16 protein-coding genes are annotated in these 19,512 nt (G+C 46.6%); 7 read left to right on the top strand and 9 right to left on the bottom strand.

Annotation, left to right across the window (positions count from 1 at the left end; translation table 11 throughout):
- Nucleotides 1-346 precede the first annotated feature (346 nt).
- The 6 genes from fre to trxA form a co-directional block, all read right to left on the bottom strand.
- On the bottom strand, nt 347-1,060 hold the full coding sequence (gene fre / locus R7E47_RS22600) for an NAD(P)H-flavin reductase (protein WP_005382872.1): 714 nt from the start codon (nt 1,058-1,060) through the stop codon (nt 347-349).
- A gap of 14 nt (nt 1,061-1,074) precedes the next feature.
- On the bottom strand, nt 1,075-1,344 hold the full coding sequence (locus R7E47_RS22595; protein WP_009696789.1) for a 2Fe-2S iron-sulfur cluster-binding protein: 270 nt from the start codon (nt 1,342-1,344) through the stop codon (nt 1,075-1,077).
- Entirely contained in the window at nt 1,341-3,194 is a 1,854-nt protein-coding gene (gene ubiD / locus R7E47_RS22590) for a 4-hydroxy-3-polyprenylbenzoate decarboxylase (RefSeq protein WP_239932485.1), read from the bottom strand. Before ubiD ends, R7E47_RS22595 begins: the two co-directional genes overlap by 4 nt.
- Before the next feature lie 91 nt (nt 3,195-3,285).
- Nucleotides 3,286-4,278, bottom strand: a complete 993-nt coding sequence (locus tag R7E47_RS22585; RefSeq protein ID WP_171346304.1) for a hypothetical protein — start codon at nt 4,276-4,278, stop codon at nt 3,286-3,288.
- Nucleotides 4,279-4,384: 106 nt separating this feature from the next.
- Nucleotides 4,385-5,644, bottom strand: a complete 1,260-nt coding sequence (gene rho / locus R7E47_RS22580; RefSeq protein WP_005378757.1) for a transcription termination factor Rho — start codon at nt 5,642-5,644, stop codon at nt 4,385-4,387.
- A 196-nt stretch (nt 5,645-5,840) separates the two neighbouring features.
- A complete protein-coding gene (gene trxA, locus R7E47_RS22575; RefSeq protein ID WP_004745500.1) occupies nt 5,841-6,167 on the bottom strand; it encodes a thioredoxin TrxA in 327 nt (108 codons plus the stop codon).
- Between the two features lie 111 nt (nt 6,168-6,278).
- Between trxA and rhlB the strand changes: the two genes are divergently transcribed.
- The 3 genes from rhlB to R7E47_RS22560 all read left to right on the top strand — a co-directional run bounded on the left by rhlB (nt 6,279) and on the right by R7E47_RS22560 (nt 10,927).
- Complete coding sequence (gene rhlB, locus R7E47_RS22570) at nt 6,279-7,598, top strand: ATP-dependent RNA helicase RhlB (protein ID WP_005378764.1); 1,320 nt, start codon at nt 6,279-6,281, stop codon at nt 7,596-7,598.
- Between the two features lie 19 nt (nt 7,599-7,617).
- The gene (gene gppA, locus R7E47_RS22565; RefSeq protein ID WP_318085068.1) at nt 7,618-9,111 is read left to right on the top strand and encodes a guanosine-5'-triphosphate,3'-diphosphate diphosphatase; all 1,494 of its coding nucleotides are present in this window, start codon (nt 7,618-7,620) and stop codon (nt 9,109-9,111) included.
- A gap of 172 nt (nt 9,112-9,283) precedes the next feature.
- Entirely contained in the window at nt 9,284-10,927 is a 1,644-nt protein-coding gene (locus R7E47_RS22560; protein ID WP_158173527.1) for a sugar nucleotide-binding protein, read from the top strand.
- 222 nt (nt 10,928-11,149) lie between these two features.
- Here the strand turns inward: R7E47_RS22560 and R7E47_RS22555 are convergent, their stop codons facing one another.
- The 3 genes from R7E47_RS22555 to recQ all read right to left on the bottom strand — a co-directional run bounded on the left by R7E47_RS22555 (nt 11,150) and on the right by recQ (nt 14,209).
- Nucleotides 11,150-11,824: a 7-cyano-7-deazaguanine/7-aminomethyl-7-deazaguanine transporter gene (locus R7E47_RS22555; protein ID WP_033907317.1), complete on the bottom strand. Its 675-nt coding sequence runs from the start codon at nt 11,822-11,824 to the stop codon at nt 11,150-11,152.
- A 234-nt stretch (nt 11,825-12,058) separates the two neighbouring features.
- Nucleotides 12,059-12,364, bottom strand: a complete 306-nt coding sequence (locus R7E47_RS22550; RefSeq protein WP_017633801.1) for a DUF3630 family protein — start codon at nt 12,362-12,364, stop codon at nt 12,059-12,061.
- A gap of 9 nt (nt 12,365-12,373) precedes the next feature.
- Nucleotides 12,374-14,209: an ATP-dependent DNA helicase RecQ gene (recQ, locus tag R7E47_RS22545; RefSeq protein WP_062730803.1), complete on the bottom strand. Its 1,836-nt coding sequence runs from the start codon at nt 14,207-14,209 to the stop codon at nt 12,374-12,376.
- Between the two features lie 178 nt (nt 14,210-14,387).
- Between recQ and rarD the strand changes: the two genes are divergently transcribed.
- From rarD to ggt, 4 genes are all read left to right on the top strand, one after another.
- Entirely contained in the window at nt 14,388-15,305 is a 918-nt protein-coding gene (gene rarD / locus R7E47_RS22540; RefSeq protein WP_258457744.1) for an EamA family transporter RarD, read from the top strand.
- 72 nt (nt 15,306-15,377) lie between these two features.
- Nucleotides 15,378-16,175, top strand: a complete 798-nt coding sequence (locus R7E47_RS22535; protein ID WP_005382915.1) for an AraC family transcriptional regulator — start codon at nt 15,378-15,380, stop codon at nt 16,173-16,175.
- A gap of 91 nt (nt 16,176-16,266) precedes the next feature.
- Entirely contained in the window at nt 16,267-16,926 is a 660-nt protein-coding gene (locus tag R7E47_RS22530) for a LysE family translocator (protein WP_005378776.1), read from the top strand.
- Between the two features lie 111 nt (nt 16,927-17,037).
- The gene (gene ggt / locus R7E47_RS22525) at nt 17,038-18,804 is read left to right on the top strand and encodes a gamma-glutamyltransferase (protein WP_258483934.1); all 1,767 of its coding nucleotides are present in this window, start codon (nt 17,038-17,040) and stop codon (nt 18,802-18,804) included.
- Nucleotides 18,805-19,512: the final 708 nt, after the last annotated feature.

The raw sequence follows: 19,512 nt of genomic DNA, 5'->3' as shown, positions 1-19,512 counted from the left end.
TTGGATTATCATCAACGAGTGCCCACACAGATTGATAGGTCTATATTGTTAAAGAGCTTGCTTTGCGAGAAGTTTTTCTCTCAAAGAGGAGGTGCATTCTAGCGATTTAATTGACAGTGTCAAACACTTTTTCAATTTTATTTTTCGTAGAAGCTTTCACCTATCCGACCTTGCTGAAGCCTTATCGCGTCTGCCGTGTCGGTGGGTGCGCATTATAGGGAACTCAGATCCGTTCGCAACCCTTTTTTTGAAAAAAAATGGAAAAAAATGACTGTTCGATGACTATTTCATCAAAAAAGCAAAAAAGAGGGTAAAAAACCCTCTTTTTCTGCCTTAAAAGCCGTATTTAAATGAATGCGTACGCGTCTGCGAACATACGTTCGCTCTTCGCTTTCTTGTTCTGAGTGAACTGTTCACGTGCTGCGCCAGCCATTTCAAAACGACCTGCAATATAGATATCGTAGTTTTCTAAGCTTTCGAAATCTTCGGCTACGGCTTGTAGCACGTTACCAACTTTACCTTGCCAGTCTGCAGGTGCTTCTTCTACTACTGGCACAAAGTGAACGTTAGCAAACTTGTCGGCAATCTCGACCAGTTCGTCTTTAGCGTAAAGCTGGCAGTTATCGCGCGCACCCCAATATAAATAGATAGGATTGGTTTTATTCTGCGCTACGCAGTGATCCAGAATCGAGCGAACGTAACTGAAGCCTGTACCACCAGCAATTAATAATAATGGGCGTTCGCTTTCTTCTTGAACCCAAGCATCGCCATGTGGCGCATCAATTTCAATCTGACCATCAGTTTCAAGCGCCGCTTGCATTGCTTCGACAACTTCTTGTGCATAAGCGTTGTGTTCCGCCGCACCGATGTGCAGTTCAAGTTCACCTTCATGACGACAAGGGCTGCTTGCGATAGAGAAAGGACGTTTGTCTTTTTCACCCATCACCACCATTAGGTACTGACCCGCTTTAAAAGGCACTGGTGATTCTGGATGAAGAAGGATTTGGTAAGTATTACAAGCTAACGGCTGAATAGACTTTACTTTACATTGGATGGTCATGGTGTTCCTCTCGCTTACTCGTCAAAAGTAAGCACTAAATTACTTTCTGTATAGGCTTGGCAAGGGAATATCCAACCTTGCTGTTGCTCTTTTTCGGTTAGCATCGGTTCGAGGTGATAGCTCACCTCGCCCGTTAGCTTTTTACACATGCACATGGCGCAAGCGCCAACTTGGCAACGGTGTGGGAAGCGAATATTGTTGTTGAGCGCAGCTTCCAACACCGTCTCCCCTTCTTTTACTTGGAATGTAACGTCCATTGGTAGAAGGTGGACTTGATGACTCATAGAATACCTAACTGGTCCCAAATCTCATCGACTTTAGCCACAAGTTTAGGATCTTTTTTGATAGGCGTACCCCACTCGCGCGTGACTTCAGATTCGAACTTGTTGGTCGCATCCAGTCCTAATTTGGATGAACTCTCAGTCTTACCAAGCACTTGAATCGTGTCTCTATCTGGGTCCATTCGAGTTGTCACCGCCCAAATGATGTCATTCCAATCTCGTGCATTAACGTCATCGTCGCACAAAATGATGAATTTGTTATCCGTGTACTGAGCAAAGAAGCCCCATAGATGTTCCATCAATTCTTGGGATTGACCAGCTTGGTCTTTCTTCATAGTCACGACAGCAAATTGGTTGTTTGCTGTAACTGGAAGATAGACGTCAACAATCTCAGGGCGTTGCTGTTTCAACTCATTTAGTTCTGCTTCGGTAATCGCTTTGCTGTCTCGCTCAGTGACCTCGGTTCGCGTCGCCAGCTCGGCATCCCATTTAATGGTCGCATCCAAGCCCATTTTGGAGCCAAGCCCAACCACTGGTGAAGCAAAGTCGAGCGAGTCGATTGGCGTGTTATCTATCATCAAGGTATCACGTACAGGGTCCATATGCTCTGACATGGCTTTCACGACATCATTCCAATCTCGTGCGTTTACCGATTCATCGCACACAATAACAAACTTGGTATACATGAATTGACGTAAGAAAGACCACACGCCCATCATTACGCGCTTGGCATGTCCTGGGTACTGCTTCTTCATGGTGACGACGGCCATTCGGTACGAACAACCTTCTGGCGGAAGATAGAAGTCTTCAATCTCTGGGAATTGCTTTTGCAGAATAGGCACAAACACTTCGTTTAATGCCACACCCAATACAGCTGGTTCATCTGGCGGACGACCTGTGTAGGTGCTGTGATAAATAGGGTCTTTATGCATAGTAATGTGCGTAATAGTAAATACGTGGTGCTTTTCTTTTTCGTTATAGTAGCCAGTGTGGTCACCGTAAGGACCTTCATCAGCAAACTCGTTCGGGTCGATATAGCCTTCCATCACGATTTCCGCGCTCGCTGGCACTTCCAAATCGTTGCTGACTGACTTCACGACTTCCGTTTTGCTTCCACGTAGCAAACCTGCAAATGCGTATTCCGATAGCGTATCTGGCACTGGTGTTACTGCGCCAAGAATGGTTGCTGGGTCTGCACCAAACGCGACCGAAACTGGGAAAGGTTTACCTGGGTTGGTTTCCATCCAATCGCGCAGATCAAGCGCACCACCACGATGGGCTAACCAACGCATGATGATTTTGTTCTTGGCAATTTTCTGCTGACGGTAAATGCCTAGGTTCTGACGTTTCTTACTTGGACCTTTGGTTACGGTTAAGCCCCAAGTAAGCAGCGGCGCTACATCTTCTGCCCAGCAGCTCATTACCGGAATTTTATCCAAGTCGACTTCATCACCTTGCCAAACAATGTCTTGGCATGGTGCTTTACGTAAACGCTTAGCCGGCATGTTCAATACTTGTTTGAACACAGGCAGTTTTTCTAAAGCGTCTTTGAAGCCTTTTGGTGGCTCAGGTTCTTTTAAATAAGCCAGCAGCTTACCGACTTCTCTTAATTCTTTAACGTCTTCACGTCCCATGCCGATTGCGACACGCTCTGGTGTACCAAACAGGTTAGTCAAAACAGGTACGTCGTAGCCGATTGGGTTCTCAAACAACAGCGCAGGTCCACCAGCACGCAAGGTGCGGTCGCTGATTTCTGTCATTTCATAAGCGGGATCGACAGGGTGAGTGATGCGTTTAAGTCGACCTTTCTGTTCTAGGTGGTCGATAAATTCGCGTAAATCCTTAAAACTCATAGGCCTTCATGCTGGCTGATTAAACTGTCCGCAGTATAACAAATAGGAGGACGCTAAGATCCTCCTATTTTGTGTGGGTATGTGAGCAAGATTACTTTAATACTTGTTCAATCTGCCGAGCCTTTATCTGATGGTTCGAAGATACTAACTCTTCCAACCAGGTTTGATGCCCTTGTTGAGCAAGCTCTCGAGCAACCATGGTTGCTTCTTCTGATAACGCCATTTTTCTAACTAGAAACTGCTTTACTTGCGGAGATAGAGGGTTAGATTTTGTAAGTAGACTAATAGCTTCTGGCTTGAGTGATGGGTTAACTGTGGCATTCATCAATTGCTGAATGGAAAAAACGTCTCCAACCGCAGCTAAACGCTCAAGTTCGGACTGGCTGTTGTAATCGGCTTTCATCCGCCAGAGTAAGTTGTACACTTCCTCATCCTGACTAACTTGTGCCAACCTGACTATCACGGCCGTCGAGGGTAACCAACTGGTCACATTTGCTTTGGTTAACTGGGCCGCTAATGCAGCAAGCGCGTTGGGTGATAAACTGTCTAACTCTCGAATGAAAAGCGCTTCACGCGCTTGAGCTTGTTGAGATGGCCCTGTAAGCCATTGCTTTAAGTTAAGCTCTCTTCGTTCAGCTTGTAAGACAAAGTCCAAGGTACTTTGGTCTTGTTTCCAACGCTTAATCAAGCGACTCGCAATAACGGGAAAGTTAAAAGCGGGTACACTAAATTCATACCCATCACCTCGCTCTAACACTTGATAAGTCGGGGTCATACGGATCTGGGACTCAACAAACAGAGCCATTCGAGGCGTGAGAATCACATCTTGCTTTTCAAGCTTTTCCAATAATTGAAAGCGCACCACCTCTTGTTGAGGCAAAGCAAGTCTATCAAGGGCAAATTTAAGCGAGTCGACTTCATCTCTGACAGCGTAATCAAGCAGTTCAGAGACTTTAGCCTGTATTTGAGTATCCTGAAGCCACTGCTCTACTACAGACTCATGCATTTCCTTGGCAGATAATGTCGCAGGTAGAGTGATAAGTGACAAGCTCAGGAGTAATGACGACAACATTCCTTGTTGCATGTTAACCTCCCGATAACATTTCCTTCATTCTGATACTTCTATCGGGAGAAAGCAATAAAAAAGCCACCGATATACGGTGGCTTTTCGCAGAATAACTTATCTGAGACTATTGACGACGCATCGCATCGAAGAACTCATCGTTGGTCTTCGTCATCGCTAGCTTATCGATTAGGAATTCCATTGCGTCGATTTCGCCCATTGGGTGAACGATCTTACGCAGAATCCACATCTTCTGTAGTTCGTCAGTCTTCGTCAGTAGCTCTTCACGACGTGTACCTGAGCGGTTGAAGTCAATCGCAGGGAATACACGCTTCTCAGCAATCTTACGGTTCAAGTGCAGTTCCATGTTACCTGTACCCTTGAACTCTTCGTAGATAACTTCATCCATTTTAGAACCAGTATCTACTAGTGCCGTTGCGATGATAGTTAGGCTGCCGCCTTCTTCTACGTTACGTGCAGCACCGAAGAAACGCTTAGGACGATGTAATGCGTTTGCATCCACACCACCAGTTAGTACTTTACCTGATGAAGGCACTACGGTGTTGTAAGCACGAGCTAGACGAGTGATAGAGTCAAGCAAGATAACCACGTCTTTCTTATGTTCAACAAGACGTTTTGCTTTCTCGATCACCATTTCCGCTACTTGTACGTGACGAGATGCTGGCTCATCGAAAGTCGACGCAACCACTTCACCTTTAACTAGGCGCTGCATCTCAGTTACTTCTTCTGGACGTTCGTCGATAAGAAGAACCATCAACTCACACTCTGGGTGGTTGTACGCGATGCTTTGCGCGATGTTTTGCAGAAGCATTGTTTTACCCGCTTTAGGCGGAGCAACAATCAGACCACGTTGACCTTTACCGATTGGCGATGCCAAGTCTAAAACACGTGCTGTAATGTCTTCTGTTGAACCGTTACCACGCTCCATAACCATGCGCTCATTCGCATGTAGAGGGGTAAGGTTTTCAAATAGGATCTTGTTACGGGCGTTGTCTGGTTTATCGTCGTTAACGGTATTGACTTTTAGAAGGGCAAAGTAACGTTCACCGTCTTTTGGTGGACGAATTTTACCAGCGATAGAGTCACCAGTACGTAGGTTAAAGCGACGAATCTGACTTGGTGATACGTAGATATCGTCCGGACCCGCAAGGTATGAACTATCTGCACTGCGTAGGAAACCAAAGCCGTCTTGCAGAATTTCCAGAACCCCATCGCCAAAGATGTCTTCGCCGCCTTTAGCGTGCGCTTTTAAAATCGCGAAGATGATGTCTTGTTTTCTTAAGCGAGCTAGGTTCTCTAATCCTAAGCTTTCGCCCAGTTTTACAAGGTCAGACACAGGTCTGTTCTTCAGTTCGGTAAGGTTCATGGTAGTGGATTCTTGTTTAGTCAAAATAAGATCTGTTTTCTAGTTAAGATGGATTTGGTCTCAGGATCGACCAAGAAGAGAAATTTGTTCAATTAACGCGCGATAAGTTAGCACTAATTAGTATTCTAGTCCAGAGTTAGAAAAACAAAACCGTGCATTGTAACTTTGCACGGTTTTATCTGTAATCACTTGGTGATTATAAGTTTGCGTCTAGGAACTCTTTTAGTTGAGTTTTAGACAGAGCACCTACTTTCGTTGCCGCTACGTTACCATCTTTAAATAGTAATAGCGTTGGAATGCCGCGAATACCAAACTTAGGTGGTGTACCTGCGTTATGGTCGATGTTTAGTTTACCGATAGTGAGTTTGCCTTCGTACTCGTCTGCGATTTCGTCCAAAATAGGAGCGATCATTTTACAAGGACCACACCATTCTGCCCAAAAATCCACTAGAACCGGGCCTGCAGCGTTGATTACATCGTTTTCAAAACCGTCATCAGTTAGCTGCAAAATCTTATCACTCATCTTCCACTCCAATGTGTTTTTCGAAACTGGTTGGATGATAACCAGTAATTAGATGCCCTATTGGAATGTATTTACTTTCGTATTGCAAGCTTTAGCTGATATTCTATAGCCATGAAAAAGACGCATATCACAGAGCAAAAGTTCGCCGATTTGGGCTTAAAGCCCCAAGTTATTGAAGGATTGGACAAAAAAGGGTTCGAATTTTGTACCCCTATCCAAGCCTTGGCGTTGCCGGTCCTGCTCACCGGCCAAGACATCGCAGGCCAGGCCCAAACGGGTACTGGTAAAACGCTCGCGTTTCTTACTGCTACGTTCAACCACCTTCTGACGACTCCGGAACATGAAGGTCGTAAGCCTACACAGCCACGCGCAATTATTATGGCGCCTACACGTGAGCTCGCTATTCAGATTTACAATGATGCAGAATCATTAACTGAAAGCACAGGTCTAAAAACCGCTCTAGCTTACGGTGGTGAAAGCTACGACAAGCAACTTGCGAAACTGCAAGACGGCGTAGATATTCTGATCGGAACAACAGGCCGTATCATCGATTTCTACAAACAGCGCGTATTTAACCTCAACAACATTCAAGCTGTTGTTCTGGACGAAGCCGACCGCATGTTCGATCTTGGCTTTATTAAAGACATTCGCTTCTTGTTCCGTCGTATGCCTGAGCCAAAAGAGCGTTTGAACATGCTGTTCTCAGCAACGCTGTCTTACCGCGTTCAAGAACTGGCATTCGAACACATGAATACTCCTGAGCATGTCGTTGTCGAACCAGAACAAAAAACTGGCCACCGTATCCAGGAAGAGCTTTTCTATCCTTCGAATGAAGACAAAATGGCGCTGCTTCAAACACTAATTGAAGAAGAGTGGCCAGATCGCGCTATCATTTTTGCCAATACCAAGCATAAGTGTGAATCGGTTTGGGGACATTTGGCTGCCGATGGACACCGTGTAGGCCTTCTTACTGGCGATGTACCGCAGAAGAAGCGTGAGAAGATTCTTGAGCAATTCACTAAAGGTGATGTCGACATCTTAGTTGCAACTGACGTTGCAGCGCGTGGCCTGCATATTCCTCAGGTAACGCACGTTTTCAACTACGACCTTCCTGACGACTGTGAAGATTATGTTCACCGTATTGGCCGTACTGGTCGCGCTGGTGCGAGCGGCCATTCGATCAGTTTTGCTTGTGAAGAGTACGCGGTTAACCTACCAGCAATCGAAGAATACATTGAGCATACAATCCCAGTTTCAGAGTACGATTCGTCGGCACTGATTCAAGATCTACCGGCTCCGATTCGTATGCGTGCACCACGCAACCAACAGCGCCGCACGAATACTGGCGGTACCCGTTCTGGTTCTGGTAACCGTAAGCCGCAGGGACGTCGTCCACGCCAACCGCGTCAATCGGCACCAAAACAATCGTAATAGGAAACTGAGTTCGTTTATGAGTCAAGCAGGATCATCACCGCTATATGCCGCCATCGACCTCGGGTCGAACAGTTTTCACATGCTCGTTGTGCGTCACATCGATGGCAGCGTTCAAACAATGGCTAAAATTAAGCGCAAAGTTCGTCTAGCAGCGGGCTTAGATGAACATAATTCTCTTAGTATGGAAGCTATGCAGCGAGGATGGGACTGCTTAAGTCTATTTGCGGAACGCTTGCAGGACATTCCTAAACAAAACATTCGCATCGTCGGTACTGCAACATTACGTACCGCGACCAATGTAGATGTGTTTTTAGAAAAGGCTAACCAAATTCTAGGCCAGCCTATCGAAGTGATTACTGGTGAAGAAGAAGCTGCCACTATCTATAAAGGTGTCGCTCACACCTCTGGCGGTAGTGGTCGTCGCCTTGTAGTCGATATCGGTGGAGCAAGTACCGAACTGATTATCGGTGAAGGTTTCGAAGCCAAAGCACTGACCAGCTTAAAAATGGGCTGCGTGACTTGGCTTGAAAACTTCTTTAAAGATCGCCAATTGAATGCTCGTAACTTTGACGCGGCAATTGAAGGAGCGAAACAGACCATTCAGCCGATTTTAGAACGTTATACAGAAATTGGTTGGGATGTGTGTGTTGGTGCATCAGGCACTGTTCAGGCATTGCAAGAGATAATGCTGGCGCAAGGCATGGACGAAGTAATCACTCACTCCAAACTCAAGCGTCTACAGAAGCAAGCCATGTTGGCCGACCATTTAGAAGAGCTCGATATTGAAGGCTTAACACTTGAGCGGGCATTAGTGTTCCCTAGTGGCCTCTCTATTTTGATTGCCGTTTTTGAATTGCTTGAAATCGATGCTATGACACTCGCTGGCGGCGCACTACGCGAAGGCTTAGTGTATGAGATGGTTGAAGAGCTTCGCCAAGAAGACATTCGTGCCCGCACTATCGCTAGCGTACAAAATCGCTATCAGCTCGATCACCAATACGGCGAACAAGTCGCTACTCTGGCACACACGCTTTTACAGCAAGCTGGGGGCGATGAGTGGATTACAGAGCCTCAGGGCAAGATATTACTCGAGACCGCCGCAAAACTGCATGAAATTGGCTTAACTATCGATTTCAAAAAAGGCGGAGAGCATAGTGCTTACTTGCTACAGAATTTGGATCTGCCTGGTTACACGCGCGCACAGAAGTTCTTTATTGGTGAAGTGGCTCGTCGCTATCGCGAACAGCTCACTTCTTTACCTGAGCAGCATGCATTATCAGGCTCAAGTGCCAAACGAGTATTGAGACTGTTGCGTCTTGCGGTTCTACTCAGCCATCGTCGCAATCCTGATCTAGAGCCAAATGTGACTCTAACAGTTGAAGGCGACAATCTAACGTTACACATTGATGCGCAATGGCTAAAGAAAAACCCACTGACTGCGGCTGAGTTGGAAATTGAATCCAACCGTCAGACAGACATCGGCTGGCCATTAAATATCGTAGCAAAATAAGCGAATATCACTGCCTTACAATACTAAAGCCCAGGCGTTCGCTTGGGCTTTTTTGCATCTACTTCCCCTACAAAACGTGCTGCCCAGCAAAAATCTCAGCTTCTCCGCTCTACATCGAAAAACAGCCATGCTTTATTGATAAACACAATTTAGCCAACCAAGATGCACCATCATGAAAACCGTTTTAATGACTGGCTTAACTGGCACCCTCGCCCCAAAAGTCGCTCATCAGTTTCACCTACGCGGCTGGAACATATTGGAGTGGAATCACCACCAAATCCCGCCGGATGATCTACAGCAAAGTGAACAATTTTGGCAGCAACACCACATCAATGCGGTGTGCCATATGGCGATGGGAAGTGAAGAGTGGGCAGCGTGGCTTGGTGAGCAATGCAAACGCCATAATATTCCTTACCTCTTTGTCAGCACAGCAATGGTATTTGATGCCACAAAAAACGGGCCTTATGGCATCTTTGAAGAAAGAAACACCCAAGATGATTACGGCAAATACAAAGTTCGTTGTGAAGATGCAATCTGGCAAGCAAATCCAGATGCGATGGTTGCTCGAATTGGTTGGCAGCTCCATCACCAAGCAGAAGGCAATAACATGTTGGCGCATCTCGACCGCCAACATGAAGAGTACGGCGTTATTACCGCTAGCACAGCTTGGTATCCCGCGACTTCTCATATGGACGATACTGCACTCGCCTTTTTGCAGCTTATTGAGCGGAACGAAGCCGGTTTATACCATCTTGATAGCAACTTAAAGGATAAGTGGAATTTCTACGAACTCGTTTGTGCACTCAAACAGCATTACAACAAGCCATGGCAAGTGCTGCCAAGCAATGACTATCACCATGACCAACGTCTAACCGATGAACGAATTGCCTTGCCGCCATTGAGTGAACGTTTCAACAAACCAGAGCAAATCCAGCAAGCCGGCATCATAGGAATCAACTGGGGACGCACGCACATTCCCCACTATCGAAACAATGGTGTATCGGTCACAACGTTATGCGCCAACCAAATAGAACCGCTTCAGCAAGCGTGCAGTGAAGAAGCAATCCCAAAGGCAGAAACGAACATCAGCGCACTCAAGCAACTTGATGTAGTGACAATCGCGACACCTGCGCATACTCATGCAGAGATAATTAAGAAGTTAGGTTCAACCAAGCTAATTTGTGAAAAGCCATTGGTGGGATTGAATTCCGACATCACTCACTGGCAGCAACCGAACTCCAACCTATTGGTTAATTACGCCTTTGCTCAGCTAGAGACCGCCAAGACGATAGAGAAGTGGCTCGCCTCGCAAACCCAACCTTGTGTGGTCAATCTAGTCACCCAAGTTAATCTACCAGGCACCTTCACGCTCAAAGAGTGGTTTCTTGAGACAGCTAGCCACCCTATTTCTTGGTTGCTGCATTGCTTCGGAGACTACTCTCAATCAACACTGGTTGAGGAAAACGGCCAACTGATCGTTGAGCTGCAATGTGACGACCACCAGCTAAGGTTTGTATTTGAACTAACAGGTGAACCGGGCATCGAGCACAATCTAACGATTCAATCCAACCAGACCTTAACCAGCAAAGGCTACTACCGTGTCGGAGAAAAATGGCGTTTCGAGCCCATTCTCGTTAATGGCAACGCGATAAATGATGGAGAGTACAGCGAGTCTGATTGCTGGCAGGATGCCAATCAACGCAGTGTCGGTTTGATGTTGGCGATGTTCAATCAAAGCATCAGTTGGGAGAAAGGCCTGCGACTTGGCGCCTTCGATGCTCAAAAAGCCATTTTGATTGAGAGGATGCTCTGTTAGCCATTTCACCAGCGTGCTTCCTCTACGTTCCGTACCTTCGATTAAAAGGTCTCACTCGGGACCTTTTTTACTGCTCATTTTTACCTTCGTACAGCTCAGGAAGCTTTTGGACACCCATGATCTAATTACTCCCCACGCTGTACAAAACGCTCTAAACCCAAGTAAACAAGCACAAAAAAGCCGCTTGATTTGAGCAAGCGGCTTTCGGGGTTCCCACTGATATTAAGACTGAACGCTTGTCGTCACCTTAAAGTCAGGGTTCACCTCAGTCAGCTTCTTAATTAGGTAATTCAGTAATACGCCGTACATAGGAACAAACAAACCAAGACTGATAATCAGTTTGAAGCCGTAATCCACCAGCGCGATTTCCGTCCAATGCTCCGCCATAAATGGATCTGGGCTTTGGTAGAACGCAATGGCGAAGAAAGCGATAGTATCAAGTGCATTACCAAAAAGCGTTGAACACGTTGGTGCCACCCACCATTGCTTCATTTGACGTAAGCGGTTGAACACATGCACATCCATGATCTGACCAAGTAGGTACGCCATGAAGCTAGCAATCGCGATACGAGCAACGAATAAGTTAAATTCCCCTAGGTGGCCAAAACCTTGGAATTGACCTTCGAAGAACACCACCGATAAGAAGTAAGACACTGCCAAAGCAGGCAACATCACTAAGAAGATGATCTTACGTGCCAACTGAGCACCGAAAATACGCACAGTTAAGTCAGTCGCTAAGAAGATAAATGGGAAAGTGAATGCACCCCAAGTGGTATGGAAACCGAAGATAGTAAACGGTAGCTGAACTAGGTAATTGCTAGATGCAATAATGACTAGGTGGAATAGAACCAGATAGATAAGGGCGTTGCGCTGCTGCGCAGGGGTAAAGTTACTCATGCGATACCTTTTTAGTTTGGTTTGGGGGTGAGGGAACCCAAATCGAGTCACTGAATAAAGTGGCTCTTACCAACAATGTAAAATGAAAAATAAACTGGCTTGGCTCTTTCTGAGCGAAGCGGTGGGCGATTATACATTAACCACTTTTCGCCGCAAGTCGTCTGTTTGACGCAAACGTTTAAGCATAAAAAAGGGTGTTTCATGTGAAACACCCTCTCTAGAAAAATTCTATTTTTAGAAGCCGCGCTGGAACAACCCTGCAAGATAATCCAACTCTTCCCTGCTCTCTTCAATCGCTAACGCTTCAAACCAAATCGCTTCGCTGTAATGCTCTGCTTTCATAAACAGTCGGCAACCTTCAAAGTCGATCAGCCAAGAGTGAATGTCCGCATCCCACTGCTTTTCCACCACAGTAGCAGAAAGCAAACTAACTAAACGCTCACCTAAAGCAGGAAAGCTATCAAGGTCAAAGCTCGGCGCGGTAATGATTAAGCGCCCTTCTTGTGCCATGTAGTCCGCTAAGCCAAATTCCTTTTGCATCTTGGTTCCTTATCCGTGGTGAGTAATGTGTTCTTGAATCAAATCGAGGAATGGGTCGGCGTACTTCTCTAGTTTGCGCTGACCAACACCGCTGACTGCCAGCATTTCGCCGTAAGACGTTGGCAGAATTTCCGCCATATCAATCAAAGTTGCGTCACTGAAGACCACGTATGGTGGCAAACCATCTTCATCAGCAATCGACTTACGCAGCTTACGTAACTTAGCAAACAGCTTTTTGTCGTAGTTCTTGCTGGTCAGTTTGTCCGACTTCGCCGCACGTGCTGCGGTGTCTAAACGTGGAACCGCTAACTCTAGGGTCACATCGCCACGCAAAAGCGGACGTGCCTCTTCGGTTAATTGCAGCGTTGAGTTACGCGTGATGTTTTGAAACAACAGCCCTTTGTGGATTAACTGACGGAAGATACTCACCCAGTAATCGTGGCTGTGATCGCGCCCTATCGCGTAGGTAGAAATCTTATCGTGCCCATTTTCACGTACACGAATGTTTTGCATGCCACGTAGCACTTCCACCACGTAGCCCATACCAAAGCTCTGATTCACTCGGTACACACAAGACAACGCCTTACGTGCTTCTTCTGTTGCATCAAAGTGCTTCGGTGGATCTAAGCAAATATCACAGTTGCCACATGGCTTCTCACGATACTCACCAAAGTAATTTAATAGCACCTGACGACGACAAGTTTGCGCCTCAGCAAAGGCACTCATCGCATTCAGTTTGTGGGTTTCCACCTGCTTCTGTGGACCATCGTCTTTCTCATCCAACATACGACGCAGCCAACTGATGTCCGCTGGGTCATACAACATCATCGCTTCGGCAGGTAGACCATCACGCCCTGCACGACCCGTTTCCTGATAGTAAGACTCGATGTTGCGCGGGATATCAAAGTGAACCACAAAACGCACGTTTGGTTTGTTGATGCCCATACCGAATGCCACGGTCGCCACTACAATTTGGATGTCATCACGTTGGAAAGCTTCTTGAACGTAAGCGCGCTCATCAGCGTCCATACCGGCGTGATAACCAGCAGCACGAATGTGGTTGTTGCACAGCTTCTCGGTCACCATCTCAACTTTCTTACGGCTACCACAATAGATGATGCCGCAGTTACCCTTTTGGGTTTCAAGATAACGAACGATTTGCGAAACCGGCTTGTGCTTCTCAACTAAGTTGTAGCGAATGTTAGGACGGTCGAAGCTGCCTAGGTAAACCTCTGGATTATTCAGTTGCAGACGCTCAAGAATATCTCGGCGCGTTGCGTCATCTGCGGTCGCCGTCAGCGCCATAAATGGCACATGGGAAAACTGCTGCTTAAGTTGACCAAGCGCGGCATATTCTGGACGGAAGTCGTGTCCCCACTGGGAAATACAGTGCGCTTCATCGACAGCAATCATCGATAGCGGCAAGTTTTCCAAGCGCTCAATGAAATCACGCATCAATACGCGTTCTGGTGAGACGTACACCAACTTAAGATGACCAGTGTGCATGCGGTTATACACGCTGAGCAGTTCTTCACGAGTCATGGTCGAGTTAATGCATTCAGCCGCTACACCGTTGGCTTTAAGCTGGTCCACTTGGTCTTTCATCAGCGAGATAAGCGGAGAAATCACCAAAGTAATACCAGAGCGAACCAAAGCAGGAATTTGATAACACAGCGACTTACCGCCACCAGTAGGCAGGATAACTAAGCTGTCGCGACCTTCTATCGCAGCGTCAATCACCAACTGCTGACCATCACGGAACTCTTGGTAACCAAACACATCCTCCAACACACGTTGAGGCGTTACAGGCGAATCAGATTGTTCGGCTAACAAGGTCGAGGTCATGAAAAGTCTCAGATTGGGTCTTAAAAAAGAGGTGCTTATGCATACCACTGGCACACAAAGTGAGGGCACATTGTAATGGGGTTTCATGGTGAATAAAACCGCAAATTGTTAGGTGTTTCGCATCACGACTCGTATACTGATTTTCTGCTCTATAAAACACACAATTAGGTGACACTTCATGACACCAGAAGACGAACAACAACGCGCGCGGCAAGGTATCTTGCTAGCGATTGGTGCGTATACCATGTGGGGCATTGCGCCGATGTACTTTAAGTCCATCGCACAAGTATCTCCTTTGGAAATTTTAAGCCACCGAGTGATATGGTCTTTCTTTTTGCTTGCTGCACTCCTCCATTTTGGCCGTCACTGGCGCTCGGCTTACCACATCGCGAAAGACAAAACGAAAATCGCTTACCTGATCGCAAGTTCCATGTTAATTGGCGGCAATTGGTTGATTTTCATTTGGGCGGTAAACTCGAATCATATGCTCGACGCCAGCTTAGGTTATTACATTAACCCACTGATCAACGTCTTACTCGGGATGGTATTTTTGAGAGAGAGACTGCGTAAATTACAGTGGTTCGCGGTTGTATTGGCAGGTTGTGGCGTACTCGTTCAACTGATTGTATTTGGCTCCGTACCTGTTGTTGCGATGGCGTTAGCAATGAGCTTCGGCTTTTATGGCTTATTAAGAAAGAAAGTCAGTGTCGATGCAAAAACTGGCTTGTTTATCGAGACATTACTTCTACTGCCAGTGGCCGCTGTTTATTTGCTTTTTATTGCCGATACACCAACCTCAAATATGCTTACGAATCCACTTACGTTAAATAGTTTGTTGATCGCGGCTGGGGTTATAACAACCCTGCCACTGCTGTGCTTTACGGGTGCAGCAACAAGACTCAAATTATCGACTTTGGGCTTTTTCCAATATATAGGCCCAAGCTTAATGTTTTTACTTGCAGTATTGATGTATGGCGAACCCTTTACCATGGATAAAGCGATCACTTTCGTCTTTATTTGGGGAGCACTAGTCGTGTTTAGCTTTGATGGATTACGTAATAACCGTCGCTCACGCCGAATCGTTCAGCCACAGTGATCGTTTTTTACAAGACAAGTTAGAAATTGCCAGATAAGCTTGGTCATAATGTGACCAAGCTTTTTTTGTTTAATGGAACATATTCAGTACTACGCAACCGACCATGACAACTTGAGTCTAATAGAGGCGAAATACCAGAAATTTGCTTTTCAAAGGCATTACCATCTGGATTTTCATCTCGGCCTGATCACGCATGGTGCGCAGAAGTTCCAATACCAAGGTAACAGCCACCAAGTTGGTCACGGGCAAATTGTGATTATGCCGCCGGATGAGCTGCACGACGGGCAATCTAAGCTCGAGAGTGGCTACGAAGTAAATGTGTTTGCGATCGAACCTCATCTATTGAGCGATCTGGCTGATCTTAAGCAAAACGGTCAAATAATACACTTCAACGAACTGATCATCTCGGATCCGCAGATATTTTCACAACTTAGTAACTTACACGGGCTGCTTCGTCGTGAAAACCTCAGCCAACTCACCAAAGATTGCCTTCCTTTTGAAGGATTTAACCAACTTTTTGATCGCTACGGATCGCTTGAGCGACAAAAAGTGGTGCCGCTAGGAAACCAATCGCTTGGGACGTTAAAAGATTATCTAATGGCTAACCTTGACCAAGCGGTGCGTTTGGATTCACTTTCAGAGCTGTGCCAACTGAGCCCAACTCAGTTCCAGCGCCACTTTAAAGCGCAAACTGGCATGACACCTTATGCATGGTTCGCACGCCTGCGCCTTGAACAAGGCATGAAGTTACTGCAAGCTGGTCAATGTGGTACCGACGTCGCTCATCAAATCGGTTTCTATGATCAAGCGCATTTCAGCAAAGCGTTTAAACAGACCTACGGCGTTTCCCCTTCTCAAGTGGCTCGTTAATTTCATTTACCGAGAAAGCTGTCAGTTTTTTACAAGCGCCACAGGTGACTTACCACGACAATGGCCGCATTGGTTAAATTTGAGATGTGTTATGAATGAATCCACCATATTGCTGACACTCGCCAGCATTCACTTTATTGCCCTAATGAGTCCAGGTCCGGACTTTGCGCTGGTCGTACAAAATGCGACGCGTCATGGTCGTCAAACTGGCTTGTACATTGCGTTGGGATTGTCCGTCGGTATTTTGCTGCACTCTTTGTTCAGCCTGACAGGTGTGAGTTTTGTCGTCCACCAGCACCCAGTGCTGTATTCCGTGGTACAACTGCTCGGTGGTAGTTACCTGCTCTACTTAGGAATTGGCGCATTGCGTGCCGTGATCTCGATGATCCAAAACCCACTGACGGATCAACCTAAGAAGCAAAATAACCTAGTGATCAGCAATAAGCGTCAAGCGTTTGCTAAAGGGTTTGCGACCAACATTCTTAACCCAAAAGCCCTGGTGTTCTTTGTCAGTTTGATGTCGAGTTTAGTCCCAGCAGGTATGTCGATTACTGGCAAAGGTATTGCACTGGTCATCCTGTTTGGCTTGTCGCTATTCTGGTTCTCTAGCCTTGCATGGATGCTGTCGACACAGCGCTTACAGCGTAAATTGCAACAAGCGGGTATCTACATCGACGGTCTATGCGGCGTGGTATTTACTCTAGTGGGCGGCAGTATTCTATACCAAACTATCAATACTTTTATCGGATAAAGTACTGATTTAAAAGCGTAGCACAATCGACATTTCTAAGATTGCTGACTCGACGTGACTCTCCATAACTGCCAAGCTCAAAGCACAAAACTGGCAACATGGAGAGTCATCATGCATTGGACGTTCAACCGACTCGTGACCACGGGTCTTTTTCTTACTTCCCCACTAATCTTATCTACCTCAGTCTTTGCTAACCAAGCAGCAGATGCGGTTGCGCCGGAGCACAGCACTGGCTTCGAGCAAAAACAATTGATCAAAGCGAAAGATTATATGGTTACCGCTGCTAACCCAATTGCAACCCAAGCTGGTGCGGATGTTATTGCCCAAGGTGGTAATGCTATTGATGCTATGGTTGCCGTGCAGCTGATGCTGGGCTTGGTAGAACCGCAATCATCAGGCATTGGTGGTGGCGCCTTCTTAGTGTATTGGGACAGTGAGAAACAAAAACTGACTACGTATGATGGACGCGAAACCGCACCGCTCGCCGCAACGCCGAAACTCTTCCTAGATGACAAAGGACAACCACTGCAATTTTACGATGCGGTTGTCGGTGGGCGTTCCGTTGCCACTCCTGGTACAGTGAAACTGCTGTGGGACACGCACCAGAAATACGGCAAGTTGGAATGGAAGAAGATAATCCAACCCGTGATTACCTTGGCTGAGCAAGGTTTCGAAGTCAGTCCTCGCCTCGCGAGTCTGATTGAGAAAGATGCTAAGCGCCTATCACGCTTCCCTGCGACTAAGGCTTACTTCTTCAATCCAGACGGCTCACCAAAAGCCGAAGGCACGTTGTTGAAGAACCCTGAATACGCGCAAACTCTGACGGCAATTGCAGAGCAAGGGGCAAAAGCTTTCTATCAAGGCGATATCGCCACAGACATCATCAAGACCGTACAAAATGCACCGGGCAATCCTGGCGTATTGGCACAACCTGACTTTGATGCGTTCCAAATCAAGCAACGTGAACCGGTTTGTGCGGCTTACCAAAGCTATGACATCTGCGGCATGGGACCACCTAGCTCTGGCGCATTGACGGTTGGACAGATTCTCGCGATCACCGAGCAATACGATCTTAAAGGTTGGGGAGCCGAAAGCGCGAAATCATGGCAAGTGATCGCCGATGCATCGCGCCTTGCGTTCGCGGATCGTGGTAAATACATGGCTGACCAAGATTATGTGCCAATGCCAACCGAAGGCTTGCTTGATAAAGATTATCTCAAACAACGTGCTGAGCTCATTCAAGTCGGTAAAGCCTTGAGTAAGGCTGAAGCCGGTAATCCTCCTTGGTCGCACGCCATGAACTTAAGCATGGACCAATCGATCGAGCTGCCTTCCACCAGCCATTTCAATATCGTCGATAAGCAAGGCAATGTGGTTTCAATGACAACAACCATCGAGAACGCCTTTGGCTCACGCTTGATGGTACGCGGCTTCTTGCTCAATAACGAACTGACCGATTTCTCTTTTCGCACTCATCAAGATGGTGTGCCAATCGCGAACCGCTTAGAACCAGGTAAACGCCCACGCTCATCCATGGCACCAACCATTATGATGAAGGATGACAAACCTTACATGGCAATTGGCTCACCGGGTGGCAGCCGCATCATTGGTTACGTCGCACAAGCCATTATCGCCCACACGCAATGGGATATGGACATCCAAAGCGCGATTAATCAGCCACGATTACTGAACCGTTTTGGTACCTTAGATATTGAGCAAGGTACCGCTGCAGAAGGCTTACAGCCTGAGTTGGAAAAGATGGGTTTTAAAACTGATGTTCGTGATTTGAACTCTGGACTGCATGCGATACGTATAACAAAAGACGGTCTTGAGGGCGCAGCCGATCCAAGGCGTGAAGGTGCCGCTATCGGGCAGTAAGAGTCTTTCGCTCGACCCCTTGTGCGAGATCTCTCACAAAGGGTTGAGCAAACCTCTCTTTTTTAATGGTAAAACCGTACAACAAAGAGCATAAGTCATTGAATTTAATATTTATGTATCTTTTTTGAACGCTAAGAGAGTGAAAAAATGTGAGATTAGCCCGTTGTTGGAAATCGTTAAACACGTAATATTAAACCTGTCGGAAGGATGCTGACACGGAACAGGAAACACCACGGACTTGGTGAACTTCAGGAAGAAGAAACGGTTATTCAGGATGAATAGTCGGGCATGGATTGCAAAATTGGACATTGAACGGAATCAATAGTGACTAGGATGGTTGCTACTAAAGACGGGAAATGGACACCTCTGGACGAGGCAAGGATTTGAACATCAGGATGATGTCAGGGACACCGCTCAGGGAACAAGTGATGAGAGCTAACGAGGATGGTTAGCAGACCAGGATAAGGTCATTAAGGACACCGCTAGGAAGGCGACGTAAGGATTAAGCTGACGGATTCAGCACACTATCATGGATTAGATGCATGGAGCACTCTTAGTAGCCGGATTGCTGCGAGTAAGACTATAACCCCGATGGGCGCAAGCCCTCGGGGTTTTTCTTTGCCTAAAATTTTTCTCAGCAGTTAGCTCTGCTGAAAACAGACATTCACCAACAACACCAAACTTTCCTTTCAAACAGCATCGTTAAAT

The sequence above is a fragment of the Vibrio sp. Vb1026 genome, assembly GCF_033338745.1.
In the GTDB taxonomy this organism is placed as follows: Bacteria; Pseudomonadota; Gammaproteobacteria; order Enterobacterales; family Vibrionaceae; genus Vibrio; species Vibrio alginolyticus.
This window is presented reverse-complemented; position numbering and strand designations above follow the sequence as displayed.